This is a genomic window from Pseudoalteromonas sp. SG43-5, from assembly GCF_014164345.1.
Lineage (GTDB): Bacteria > Pseudomonadota > Gammaproteobacteria > Enterobacterales > Alteromonadaceae > Pseudoalteromonas > Pseudoalteromonas distincta.
Genome location: NZ_JACJFA010000009.1, coordinates 34513 through 47957, shown reverse-complemented (window position 1 = coordinate 47957; position 13445 = coordinate 34513). Strand labels below are relative to the sequence as shown.

Genomic DNA, 13445 nt, shown 5'->3' with positions numbered 1-13445 from the left:
TAATCATAGCGCTTTGAACCGTTTAGTGAGCTTTGTTAGATAATGTTTAGAGCCCAATAGCACAAGGCTCTCGCCATGACGTAGTTCAGTATCCAAATTAAGTTCGGTATTAAAACTGTCGTCCCGGCTCAATGTGAGTGGTTTTATATCTGAATTGCGTTCTTTTAAAAGCCAGCCGATTGTGCGGCCCGATAAATGTAAATCGATGGCTTTGCGTTAATGAGTGAGCAAAACTTTGATTTAGTTCTGCTAGATTTAGGACTACTCGATATGGATGGCCAAGCTTGGTTAATTGAGGCACGTCAATGGTGTCAAATTCCAATATTAGTTCTTTCTGCTCCTGATGGTGAAGTTGAAAAAGTAACCGCTCTGGATAATGGGGCTAATGACTATATTACAAAGCCTTTTAGTGCAAATGAGCTGTTAGCTAGAAAGCGAGTACTATTAAGGGCTAATACGCAACCAAGTATGGTATTGCAATGCGGACAAATAACCATCGATCCTCATAAGCATATAGTGATGCGTAACAACGACGAAGTAAAACTGACTAACAAAGAATATAAAATTTTACTCTTGTTGTTTCAAAACAAGGATAAAGTTTTAACACATAACGCTATTTTGAGTGATGTTTGGGGTGAGCAATATATTGAGCGCCCTGAATATGTTCGTGTCCACATAGCACAGCTTAGGCAAAAGCTAGAGGTTAACCCTGCTAACCCGGTACATATTCTAACTGAACCTGCAGTAGGGTATAGATTAGTAGAGTGAAAATTTTTAAATATAAAGCGTATGAAATAACACTGTGGTTGGATAAAAGCTAAGTTATTAGTCGCATTTAAGAAACAGTCTTTTTTATTATTGCCAATATACAGGCAATATTAAGTGGCGTATATTTATCCAATACACAATAACTATATGTTCTATTGGAAGTAAAATGATTATTTCAGCCTCTACAGATTACCGCAAAGCTGCTAAAGCTAAACTACCTCCTTTTCTATTTCATTATATTGATGGAGGCTCATACAAAGAACATACTCTAAATAGAAATGTACAAGATTTATCTGATGTAGCCTTAAGGCAGCGTGTTTTAAAAGATATGTCTGACTTAGATTTAAGTGCAGAGCTATTTGGGGAGAAGTTAAACCTACCTTTAATTTTGGCGCCTGTAGGCTTAACCGGCATGTATGCACGGCGTGGGGAAGTACAAGCTGCTAAGGCTGCTGAAAACAAAGGTATCCCTTTTACAATGTCTACAGTGTCAGTGTGTCCAATAGAAGAAGTTACTCCTAACATTGACCGCGCAATGTGGTTTCAGTTGTATGTGTTGAAAGACCGAGGCTTTATGAAAAATGCGCTAGAAAGAGCAAAGGCTTCTGGCGTGAAAACCCTTGTATTCACAGTAGATATGCCTGTACCAGGTGCGCGATACCGAGATATGCATTCTGGCATGAGTGGCCCATTCGCAGCGTCGAAACGAATATTACAAGCTATGACACATCCTCGCTGGGCTATGGATGTGGGTTTAATGGGTAAACCTCACGATCTTGGAAATATTTCTGCATATCGTAACGAAAAAACGTCTTTAGTCGATTATATTGGTTGGCTTGGTAACAACTTTGACCCATCGATTAGCTGGAAAGATCTTGAATGGATAAGAGATTTTTGGGATGGTCCAATGATCATTAAGGGTATTTTAGATGAAGAAGACGCGAGAGATGCCGTCCGATTCGGTGCTGATGGTATTGTAGTCTCTAATCATGGTGGTAGGCAATTAGATGGAGTTATGTCGTCAGTAAGAGCATTACCTAAGATTGCTGATGCGGTCAAAGGAGATATTAAAATTCTCGTAGACTCAGGTATCAGAAATGGACTTGATGTAGTCAGAATGCTGGCTTTAGGCGCTGATTCAGCAATGCTAGGCCGCTCTTATATATACGCCTTAGCAACGAATGGCCAAAAAGGCGTTGAGCATTTGCTAGACCTGTATGAAAAAGAGATGAGAGTAGCGATGACTTTGACTGGCGCAAAGTCAATAAATGATTTGGGTCCGCAATCTTTGGTTTCATATTAATAGTTGTTCTGAACTACAGGAAAACCTATTTATTAGGAGTCCTAGCAGTTATGTGGAAACAAAACGCTTTAATGACACCATATTTTTATTAAATATGGTGTATTAGACCAAGCATAGATAAGACATATTATTTTTTGTAACTGAAGCTTATTAAATCAATAAATGTTCGCCTATGTGAAAACCCTACAATGAATACATTATTCACTATATCAAATTGCTTTTTACAATATATGCTTTCTTAAAGTCTTTTATTGGAAAGCGAAAAACTCCAGCTAATACATTTTTATATCTATATTTTACTGTAAACACCACTTTTCACATCGACCCCATTTTGGGAATTATTTTTCTTGTTAAATATTTGTTAATTCTGTAATATTCAAAAACAGTCCAGTATAGTCAATATCATTAACTATTGATCATATTTAGTCAGATAATATAAGGTATAAAATGAAAAAAATAAAACTATTGGGGTTCCTTAGTATTGCTCTATCGCTGTCAGCGACATCAGGTTTAGCCCAAGCAGTGCAAAATAGTTGCACCAAAAAGCCATTTAATCCTGCCAGCGGAAATTATTCACAACTTGTTGAGGCGCTGCAAAGAGCTACTAATACCGGTGTTCCAGTTACAATCACTGGTGATTTTACTATATCTAAGCCTATTACTATCGTTGTTAGAAAAGATTTAACGGTAAATGCATCAGGAGCTAGCTTCACTTCGGCAGCAGGGCTTGATGGCGACATGTTTAGTATTGATGCGGTGAAAAGCGCTTCTGATCAATGTCGTTATTCTAATAAGCGAAACGCAAACGTGAGTTGGGAGGGTGGTTATTTTGAATTTTCAAAATCTGATAACTCAGCCGTTGTGCCAATTCAAAGCCTTGTACCATCTTCTAGGCAAGGAGTTCAGAAAACAGGTGATGCATTATCTATAAGAGGTGCATGGACAAATGGGCCGCAGCGAATAGATAACGCACTTGTTGATGGTGTGCTCATGCGCGGAACGTTAGGCTCTGATAAGGTTTTTTCGGACGCGGGCGGTGACAGTGGTGTATTTATGAGCTCCGTAAAACGTGGTGAAGTTAGAAACAGTGAGTTCTATGGTATTCGCGATGCGGGTATTTATGTTTCTGCTAATGGTCAAAATGCGAATATGCGAAGTGAGTACCACTTAATAAATAATGTTATTAAGCGTGCATATGACGGTATATCCTCTAAGCGTGGTGCTGATGGTATAGTGATGCGCGGTAACGAGATTGTAGACACTGCAGTTGGGCTTAGCATTAAGCAAAACTTGCCAGGGCGTGTAGCGTCAAATATCACAATTGAAAATAACGAAATTAATCGCTCTGTAAGAGGGATATTATTAGAAAATACGCGTAATTCAAAAGTAAATGGTAACGCCATTATTAACTTAGGCGGCAAAGTTGCTGGTTCAGAAAGTGCGTTAGGCGGTGGCGGTAAATATAGAGGTGTAACTTTTGAGAACCTTGGTGGTACTTTAAATCAAATGAGAAATAATAATTTCAGTGCTGATGGCTCAACTTCGCAAAGACGTAATAAAACAGTGATTGCATTGTCTAAGCAAGGTAATGCACCTATTAGTATCACCGGAAATACTTATAATAGTTATATTGATATTCGTTCTGTAAACGAATAATGGTGACTTGTTGGTGTTAATAATGACATTACGTAAAGTTACACTTTTGATCGGTGTAACTTTATTTGTATTACTCTGCGTGCAGCAAATACTGCTATTAGAAGATGATACTCCAGATGCTTTGAAAAGGCTGAGTGATGATGACTCAAAAAGCACCTTTCCAAAAAAAGAGGAATTGGTAGAAAAAGACTTTACTATTTCCTCGCCTCTTTCACATAAACAAAATCCCAGAATTAACAGACATACTAAAGATATATATAGCTGGATAGAAAGGTTAGGTCAGCCCATGTCAAATGACGATATTATTTCATCGTCAGAAGCTATGCTAAACCAAGTTGCTCAACTAGCATCATCTGATTCAGTTATTTATTATCAATTGCTTAGTACCTTTGCCGATTTAGCGCATGGTGAGCAACGTATCTATCTGCGAAGAATTTTAGCCCTTGGATCAACATCACAAATAAAAGCGGCAATAAATGAGCTGTTGTATCATCATGACCTCGAAAATCGTATCGATGCGATAAAACTAATATTTTCGCTAAAGGATAAGTCTACACAGGTACAAATTATAGATACTATTTTTAATTTATACCTATCAGAGTATGAATATGCGGTATTACTTAATTTTCTAGCTGATGAAGATCAGTATGAATTAGCCAATTTATATCAGACTCCTATTCATTTGATATACCAGTACTCGTCGGATAAAAATGTTAAAGCATTAGCTTTAGATGTGCTCTTGTCAAATACCACTTATAGAGGTGTTTCGATTTATAAATTGTTAGAGGAAGCCGACGAGGATAATAAAGAAGATATTCTCAAACTATTACGAAATTTAGTAATATCTAAACGGTCAAAATTAGGGAATGTCTCAGCCTTAGTAAGGTTACTCGTTTATATGGAGGAGGATCCAACTGAAACTGTCGAAAACAAAATGATTATCTCGGATATTCTTACTTCATTAGTAGCTGAATAAGTGTCTTATTCCAATGAACTGAGATATCTCAATAGTTTACTACGTACAAGGAAAAGTGCTTCACAATTACTTCAGCTTGCTGAGGATTACTTAGATGCTTGGTGCAACATCTAAGTAATCAACACTCTCGCCTTACGTTTGAATAAGCTCATTAATCTACAAAATTATTACTATTTCATTATTGACTTATTTAACTCTCTAAGTATGCAAAAAATAAGCTGCCTTACTTAGAAAGTGTTTGTATAACAAGAATATATTTAAGCAGCACACTTTTATAAAGCCTCAATATTCCAAGTACCACCTGTTACTTTAAATTTTAAGTATTTTTTATCAGCTTCTATAAATGTTACCCCTTCAATCTTTTTTGGTTTAGACCAAAATGAGGTGTCTTTAAGCCACGCTTTATCGCCATTAAAACTGACGCTTTCTATATTAAAAAACTCTCTAGGAATGCCGACTATTGCGTTGGTATTTTGTGGGGACTTAAGAGATATGTTGATCGAATTATCATTACGATTTATTTCATAATCGATATCGCCTCTGACTGAAGGTACCCTTTGTTTAATATTCTTTAAATGGACCATATTTGGTAGTACGTTGAATGACTCCCATGCAACAGAAGTGGGTTCAATACCTGCTATATACTGGCTTAAGACTGTACTGGGGGCATTCCATGCGTGGTTTTCTGTGCCGCCTCTTGGTAGGTATTCAGCAAGTGTTGAAAGGGCAGGGTTGTTCACTTGTTTGGCATAGCGCTGTTTCATTCTTGCTAGAGCGTCCTCATAGCGGCCAGCTTTAGCCATAGCGTTATACACCATCCATTCAAAGTGAGGGCTTGCGAATTGATTAGGGATCAAAACATTATCTACAATTTGCTGATACTGAGATGGCTTAGCTAAGTTAAACAAGATTGCAATTGCATTAGCGCGATCATCTTTAAACTTGTTGGGATCACTGCTGTAAAAACCATCTTGCCAATAAAGTTTTTGATAAGCATTTTTTATGGATTCTATGCGAGTATCGTAATAATCAAGATGCTGCTTATTGTTAAGTGCAATAGCCATCTTTTTCGCCGCGACTAATGCGCTGTAATATAAAGCACTTTGGATCGCGCCATAATCTATCGTTTCTTGTGGACCCCAATCAGTCCATTTCCATGCACCACTTCTGAATGTGGGCAGTCCATTATCTTTAATTTCCCATAGGGTCAGGTAGCGGTGAACATAAGGGTAAGCATAGTCGAGTGTTTCTTTATCACCGGTATTGTAATAGTAGTGCCAAATTGCTTGATCAATAAATTGAAGGCTTTGTGCGGGTAGCTCACGAAAACGTCCAGGTCCTAAACCTGCAAAGATACCTGACTCGCTATCACTAAAAGCCATTGTTACTTTTATTGCTTTTTTTAGCAGGTCGCGTCCGGGTTTATCCATTGAATAGAACAGGTAGCTCGCTTGGTCAGCAACATCACCAATCCATAACCCTCGCTCGCGGTCTGGGGTATCCATGAAGTTATCTCGTGCGCATATATATAGCGTGTTTTCAGCCATTTGCCATATACGTGTTAGCCATGTATCGTCCGATTCAAAGTGACCGGGGGTACTACCAACACCCGTCCAACGGTATTTTAAGCCGTGTACAATGGCACCTTTGGGTATGGTGTATTCAATAAAGCGGCCATTCGTCCATGAGAATGACTCAAACTGCTGACGACCTTGTTTTGTGGTATAAAACGTTTCGATGGTACTAAGTCGCATATTTGATTTCACATGGACTTGTTGGCCAGCCTCAGTTTCAATATCAAAAAAAGGCGTAAAGTTTTTATTAAAATCTAAATGGCACTTTATTTTTTTGCCGTCGCTAACGAATGGAAAGTCGGACTCATTAAAGTTTGTACAATTTGATAACCCATTGTTTTTTAAGATAGGGATTTCACTTGGATACAACTTATAAAAAGGAGCAGCCGGTGGGCTACGCATACTTTTAGCAGACTGCCAAGATGAGTCATCATAATTGGGCAAATACCACGCATGTTCCCCCCAGTCACCTAAATCCTTGTTGGCATCATAGTTAATATTCCAAGCTGCCACTCTGTAAGGGGAATCTTTAAAGGTTGGTTGGTAGGCTTTATGATCTTTAGCTTTCCACGTGTCGTCTGAAGTAATAACGGTGTCGCCAATATGTGCTTGAAAAATAAAACCGGCCTTTGAGGCTGAAATATGAGTGCCTTTTTTGCCGTTATCTCCGTAGTACCAAGCTAAGGCCGCAATGGTATTATTCCCTTTTTTTAAGTATTTTTTAATATCGACAGTGTCGTAGTACTTATTTGATGCTATTGCAAAGTCATCAACTCTAGGGGCGCTTTTGACCGGTGAAGGCCCCCCAGTGTAGCTGCCCTCAAAAACAACCATCTCACCATTGATCCAAAGCCAGTATTTAGTATCGGCGCTGATATACGCGGTGGCTGATTGGTTAATTTCATCAAGGGTGATTTCTTTGCGCAAGGCGATCCACGTATTTGGGTTACCAGCTCGTTGCTTAGTCCAGATCCACTCTGCTTCCCAATCTATAGCAAATAAATTAAAGGAGCTCGCAGCTATTATTAATGCAATAATTTTAGTGAGGTGTGTTATTTTCATTTTTTTACTCATAATGTTGTCAAGTTATAAGCTTGGTTGAATTATTCGAACAGGGCCTATTAACCCTGAACTCTGTAACGTTCTATTTTTTTCTTTTGCAAAAAAGTTATAACCTGTGAAAGTCACACGCTCACTCTTTGGTGGTGGTTCATTGGCATTAAGCCAAGGAACCGTTTTCCCCGTCATTTTATAACCACTGGTATCTGGGAGGGCTTCGTCTCCAATTAATCGATTAACCCAAGTATTGGTGACTTTTATTTCTAATAGGTTACGACCCGCTTTGAGCGCATTACTGATATCTAATGCGAATGGTGGCTTCCATAAGGTAGCTAAATTCTTACCATTGAGCGTGACTTCTGCGACTTGCTGTACCTCACCTAAATCAAGATAAATAGGGGCTTGTTTTTTGACTTGCTGCTCAGAGATAGAGAACGTTCTAGAGTATTGAGCGGTGCCAGAATAATGCTTAATGCCTTCTTCTGGGCGTGTGCTCCAGTCTTGTAATTTATCAAATGTAACTAATCCTGGGCCTGCCAATTCTTGATCAAACTTAATGTTCCACGGGCCAGCCAGCTCTTTTATTTTCGTTCCTTTTTCAGCGTTTAGGTATACATCCATCACCAGTTGAGAGTAGGCACCGGTATATTGTGGTGCTTTATTATCTCGACGGATCAAAATAAAACGGCTGGCGTAAGGCTCAAGTGCTAAATCAATGATGATTCGATTACCGTCTCTGCGGTAATTTTGGATTGGTTCAATAGTGCCATCCGTATTGTTCCAAATCTCCGGTGAGCCGTTGCCATCACGTATTTCGATGCTGATTTGTTGAAACTCTGGCTTTTCACTGTGAAAAAAGTATAAGTCATTACCGTCAATGCGGCGTTTTGCAAAAACTTTTACGGGCTCGTCGTTTATTAAAAGATCAGGTTGTAATTTAAGTTCCTTAATTGTCTCAGCAAGACTTAAGTTGCTTACAAGGCCTTTTTTATAAGCCTTAATGGTGCTTGCAGTATTTGGCCAAAGTTCATCAGTAATTTGCTGAAATTTGTCTCTATTTGGCCACTCGCTGAACCCGATCACATCTTTCGGTTTGTTACCAATAACGGTTGCACCAGCAGCTACTAACGACTGTATCCGTTTTAACGTTTTTAAGTGGAGATAATCAGTTTTGGTTAAGTATAATGCTTTATATCGAGTACCTTCAGGTAAGACAAGCCAGCCATCTTTTACACTTATACGGTTAAGCAATACATCGGTATTAGTGAAGTCGTGACCAAAACCTGCTGGTATTTCAACACCACTATTTCCTCGTACTGGTGCTACATCGCCTAAATGTACTAAAAAATCAGCGTCCGGCACACCTTGTTGTAATAGGTACGATCCGCGGGCTAAATATTTAAACCAATGCGTCCCCCCGTTATTCCACCATGTTTGAGTGCGATCAATATGAGACCCAATTGAGTCCATTGTCATACCCGGCTTAATATGATTGTTTGGCTGATGTGCAAAGCGGTGGAACATGGTCTCGTTAATGCCTCGAGCCCACATATGATCACCATGATGTTTGTAATAGAATGGGTGGCCTTTCCAGTTAACGGTTGTAGAGGTAAATGACTCCGCGGAGATGATTTTTTTACCGTAGATATGACCTGATGAAATAGCAGCACTGGTTCGCCCATGATAAACCTTGTCTGTACCTGGGAATGATTTCACCCAAAACTCGCCCATTAAACGGTCTGCTTTACCGCCTGAGGCTAATTCATCAAAAGGGCCCCAGCCATAAGGTTCAATGTATGACTCTAAGCCATATTGGTGTGATAAACGAGTAAACTCACCAAAGTAGTTTTCAACCATTAAATCTGATTGATGCTGGCGGAGCTCTTGTAAAATAGCTCCTGTATGTTCTGGTGATTCAATTACGCGGCCAGTTAGTAAAGGTAACCACTTAATTAAGTCGTAACCGAACTTTTCTTGAAAGGTTTTTTCTATCCCTGTGGTCCAGTTTTGTCCACCCACTTCATAGCTATCAATTTCAGTTGTTTTTAGTGAGTTAATGCCTTTTGCTTGCATTTTTTTTACTAATTTTCCTACAAAAGCATCAAAGTGAAACCGTAAGGCTTTTGCATCAAACTTATCAACCTCTAACCCTTCACCTTCAACTGTCGCGGGTACATTATAAGCGCCGGTACTGGTGTAACCAAAACGCAAGACGCGCCATTTACCTTTAGGGAGTTTGATGCCTTTTTTGGGTAACTCGCCACGATTCAACACTAAAACATCTTTTGCTTTAGTAATCGCAGATTGATTAATTTTAGGTGCTAAACTTACTTGGCCTCGTTCCATCGAATTCATTGAAAACCAATCATCAATTCTTGGTACCGACCACAAGTCAAAACGCTTAAGAGTGATTGGTTTGTCAAACACTAAACGGAAAAATTTGGCTTTGTAACCATCAGTTTGTTCACTAACAAGCTGCGGACTAAAGGCCCAAAGTCTTGCTCCGGGTCGAGGCCGCCTTAGCTTTTTAACGACGGTAGTGAAGTTAATACCATCAGCTGATATTTGTAATGCAGCATCACCATGACGGTTAGGGGTTTCAATATGTAAACTACGCAATGTGGTTGGCTTATCAACTTCTACTTGTACCCAGTAGTTATTAGCTTTATTTCCTTTAAAAGTTAATGTGCTATCCCAGTCATTGTCGGTGAGCAGGTCAGCATTTAATGTAGGATCTGAAACAGTCACTTTCGCATTAGCAAACGCGTTACTTTGGTTATATTTATTTGCAGGTAACGCAATAACCGCAACATCACGATAAAATTGCTCATAGAATCCTGGTTGAGGGGGTAAAAATAGTTGATTATCTCGGCTTATTTTCACAGCTTTCTCTGACCAAGTTATCCTTTTCATCGATATTTCAGGTGTAACCCAGGGACCACCACTTGAAGTCCAACCATCGGCGTTATGAATGCCAAACTCAATGTTATTTTTATCGGCCTGTGCGGCTGCATGGACAAGATGGTCATAAAATTCTTCAGTGCCAAATCGAATTGGACCATCTGATGAATAGGGCCTATTACGGCGATGTACATGAAAAAATATAGCCCCTCCAATGCCCGCTTCTTTCATGGCTTTAAAGTCTTGAGTAAACCCCGGTTTACTCAAGTTACCGTTCATTGCATGCATCCACGTTTTAGGTAAATAATTTTGTTGGGGATCATTAAACGAGTCAGGGGATAATTGTTCTGCTAAGGCATTTAGAGAAAATACAGCTATAGCTAATGGCAGAATAGTATGAGTCTTGAATTTCATATTGTTCTCTTTAAAAATTTACGGTACTAATTTAGCGTTTGGCTTAACCCACTTTAGAACGCTCTATTAGTTAGCTTTAGGTGCAACGTCCTGATAGCTAATATCTTCCCCTTCGGCTTGACGAACTTCGTCAAGATACATAATCATGTCTTGGTTACGGTTGACGTATTTACCCCAAAGATACCAACCAAATGAAGGGTAAACTCCCATGTCATCGTTATAGCCAATTTTAATATGTGTACGGTTAACCATTTGCTTACCATCCACCCAAATAGAAATTGCACCGTTATTTTCAAAGGGGTCTGTTTTTACCTTGATAACAAAATCGACCCAGCGGTCTTGGTATTCGGCTAGCTTAGCTGGAACATCAAAGGTTTCATTATCTTCACCATGACTACTTGTACTGGTCTTTTTACTGTCCCATGAATAGCCAATATTAAAGCCATTCTCCACTAAGTTTATTGAAAGTGGTGGGATACGATTTGGTTCTTTATTTTTGTCTCTAGCTCCATGAATTTGAAAAAATAGAGCACCTTGGCCATCCTCTAGTTGTGTTTGTTCGCTAGGAAAATAAGCACTAAAGCCGTACCAAACAGTCGCTAATGTCGTGCTGGCTTTATGCCCATGAAACATCGCTTTACGGTCTGTATTATCGAGCACTTGAGGGTCACCATTGTATTTTTGAGGTTCATCATGCTGCCAATGTAACTTTGCTGAAAAACTGCCGAAACGTGCAATTGAACTTTCTACCGAAAAGGAATGCGGTCCTTGAAATTGAGTGAACAAAAAATTTTTCGGTAGTGCTCGATTGAGTCCCGGCTGGTGTGTACTTATACTAAGGCTGGTATTTTCCGCATTCCATCCTCTTTGTTCAAATGATTCATAGATCACCGAATCAAGACGCTTAACCTCAGAATTACTATTAGTTTTATTGTTGACAGGGTAACTCGGTGTACTGAGTGATTCCTGAGTATCTGCAGTGTAATCATTGCTATTACAACCTGATAAAAGCACTGCCAATGCTGCGAGCTGATAGTATTTATTTCGCATTAATCAAATTCCTACTTAGTCTTATTTTTAGGGCTCTATTACCACTGGATCTGATATTTTTGCACCGCGAAAGAGGGCAGTGTGTTGTCTATTTCTACTAATGAGGTAGAAGCACCCTTACTTTCCTTGGTCACAGATGTGCGCCATTCACTCCAATTGAGCGTGTTGATTTTTCCATATTTGGGTAGGCTTTCTTTATAGATTTTAAGTCCGGCTTCGTTTAATGCGTTAGTCGCTGATGCAGTTGGGTGAGCATCGTCTTTGCGCCAGCCTCCTTGGCTTTGCGGTATCATGGCATTAGGGTGATCTGCAAAAAATAATTGATCAATATTGCTTGCGTTATCAATTTGCGCAACTCTGTATTTAAACTTGGTACCAACTGGCTTACCGACATTTAATGAAAGTGAGATTGGCTCGGGTGCTTGATATTCCATGTTTTCTTTATTAAAGCTAAACATAAGAATATCAATGTTTTGGTTGTTTGAGTTTTGAGAAAATATACCATCAATATAATTTCCACTGATTGATTGAGTAACACCTCGTATATTACGGTAAAAAGTATTGCCAACCATATCGTTGAGTGCAAGTTGCGTCATTGCTTCCGGACTATAGGAGCCATCTCTTGCATTACCCCATTGGTAAACATCTTTTATGTTTTTCTCGAGCATCATTTTTGACAACATGGCAAAAAAAGCAGAGTTGTGCGACGTTGCCACACTGACGAAACCAGCACGTTTCATTTTTACGATAAATTTATACTCATGAATCTCAAAACGGGCATCATCGTTATAATCAGGGTGCTCGAGAATTGGTGCTATTTGCGTTTGATATACTTCATGCATATCCATTTCATGGGGGTGAGTAATATGGGGGTAATAGGAAATGGCTAAAAAGTCATAGGGTACGTTATTTTGTTTTGCCCAGCTGACAAAGTTTGGAGCATAAGCATCCTCAGTGTTGCCTGTATAGTCAATATACTTACTTTTATGGGTCGCTTCTCTAAAGTGAGTACCAACTATGGCATTAGGTAGCACAGACTTTATTGCTAAAACGGTGTTCTGATAATGTTTAAAAAACTCTTCTTGAGTGGCGGCCCAATGCTGTGGCCGAGTATCTATTTCTGAGCCAATTCTGAATCGCCAATTATTTACTTTTTCTTCGCCATAGGTTGAAACTAAGTGCTTTATGAATGCTGAAATATAGTTATGCCAGGCTTTTGCGTCTTTTGGCGGTAAACCGTTACCATAAACGCCGACTCGGTCTTTGGCTAAATAATGTATGCCATCAGGCTCGTTGACAAAGTTATAACCACGCTGGAATGCCCAAGGAGGGTTATCTAACACTATTTGAAATATATCCCAATCACTTTCAAGCCAACTATCAATGCGATCAGTCGCGGCTTTAAAATTGTAGACGTATTTCTCTCCATCCCAAATATAGGTATCACCAGTTAGATCTTGGTTGTACCAACCACCTAGCATACGGACAGTATTAACTTTGGCTTTTCGACCAAAGGTAGCTGGTTTAGATTTAGGGTTACCGCGCTCGGTCCTTACTGCGATATCATAAAAATCATAAATCTCACCTAGCTTTTCTTTATCTGAGGTGAAGTCAGCAGTGAAAGTATGTGTCATTTCATTTTGCTGTGTGGTTGTATTATCTTTAAGTGATGCAGCGTCTGGCGATTGGCAGCCAGAAATACAAATACAGAGTGTAATTAGTGTGTGCTGAAGTAGTTTCATTG

Annotated in this window: 8 protein-coding genes; 4 read left to right on the top strand and 4 right to left on the bottom strand. The window is 39.3% G+C overall.

Features of this window, described 5'->3' with window-relative positions:
* The first annotated feature begins 219 nt into the window (after window positions 1-219).
* The 4 genes from H5161_RS11350 (at window position 220) to H5161_RS11335 (ending at window position 4703) form a co-directional block, all read left to right on the top strand.
* The gene (locus H5161_RS11350) at window positions 220-768 is read left to right on the top strand and encodes a winged helix-turn-helix domain-containing protein (RefSeq protein ID WP_182769317.1); all 549 of its coding nucleotides are present in this window, start codon (window positions 220-222) and stop codon (window positions 766-768) included.
* A 166-nt stretch (window positions 769-934) separates the two neighbouring features.
* On the top strand, window positions 935-2071 hold the full coding sequence (lldD, locus tag H5161_RS11345) for an FMN-dependent L-lactate dehydrogenase LldD (RefSeq protein ID WP_182769316.1): 1137 nt from the start codon (window positions 935-937) through the stop codon (window positions 2069-2071).
* A gap of 447 nt (window positions 2072-2518) precedes the next feature.
* Window positions 2519-3727 carry a right-handed parallel beta-helix repeat-containing protein gene (locus H5161_RS11340; RefSeq protein WP_182769315.1) on the top strand — a complete coding sequence of 403 codons (1209 nt, stop codon included), beginning with the start codon at window positions 2519-2521 and terminating at the stop codon, window positions 3725-3727.
* A gap of 22 nt (window positions 3728-3749) precedes the next feature.
* A complete protein-coding gene (locus H5161_RS11335; RefSeq protein WP_182769314.1) occupies window positions 3750-4703 on the top strand; it encodes a hypothetical protein in 954 nt (317 codons plus the stop codon).
* A gap of 272 nt (window positions 4704-4975) precedes the next feature.
* On the opposite strand, the gene H5161_RS11330 is transcribed toward H5161_RS11335, so the two are convergent.
* The 4 genes from H5161_RS11330 to H5161_RS11315 form a co-directional block, all read right to left on the bottom strand.
* A complete protein-coding gene (locus tag H5161_RS11330) occupies window positions 4976-7339 on the bottom strand; it encodes an alpha-L-rhamnosidase N-terminal domain-containing protein (protein WP_182769313.1) in 2364 nt (787 codons plus the stop codon).
* 24 nt (window positions 7340-7363) lie between these two features.
* On the bottom strand, window positions 7364-10651 hold the full coding sequence (locus H5161_RS11325) for a glycosyl hydrolase (RefSeq protein WP_182769312.1): 3288 nt from the start codon (window positions 10649-10651) through the stop codon (window positions 7364-7366).
* 66 nt (window positions 10652-10717) lie between these two features.
* Entirely contained in the window at window positions 10718-11437 is a 720-nt protein-coding gene (locus tag H5161_RS11320; RefSeq protein WP_259398692.1) for a polysaccharide lyase, read from the bottom strand.
* A gap of 302 nt (window positions 11438-11739) precedes the next feature.
* Window positions 11740-13443: a GH39 family glycosyl hydrolase gene (locus H5161_RS11315; RefSeq protein WP_182769310.1), complete on the bottom strand. Its 1704-nt coding sequence runs from the start codon at window positions 13441-13443 to the stop codon at window positions 11740-11742.
* Window positions 13444-13445: the final 2 nt, after the last annotated feature.

Excerpts from the sequence above, each read along its gene's own strand:
- H5161_RS11335 (WP_182769314.1), top strand. The coding sequence starts at position 3,750 with ATGACATTACGTAAAGTTACACTTTTGATCGGTGTAACTTTATTTGTA.
- H5161_RS11330 (WP_182769313.1), bottom strand. The coding sequence starts at position 7,339 with ATGAAAATAACACACCTCACTAAAATTATTGCATTAATAATAGCTGCG.
- H5161_RS11340 (WP_182769315.1), top strand. The coding sequence starts at position 2,519 with ATGAAAAAAATAAAACTATTGGGGTTCCTTAGTATTGCTCTATCGCTG.
- H5161_RS11350 (WP_182769317.1), top strand. The coding sequence starts at position 220 with ATGAGTGAGCAAAACTTTGATTTAGTTCTGCTAGATTTAGGACTACTC.
- H5161_RS11315 (WP_182769310.1), bottom strand. The coding sequence starts at position 13,443 with ATGAAACTACTTCAGCACACACTAATTACACTCTGTATTTGTATTTCT.
- lldD (WP_182769316.1), top strand. The coding sequence starts at position 935 with ATGATTATTTCAGCCTCTACAGATTACCGCAAAGCTGCTAAAGCTAAA.
- H5161_RS11325 (WP_182769312.1), bottom strand. The coding sequence starts at position 10,651 with ATGAAATTCAAGACTCATACTATTCTGCCATTAGCTATAGCTGTATTT.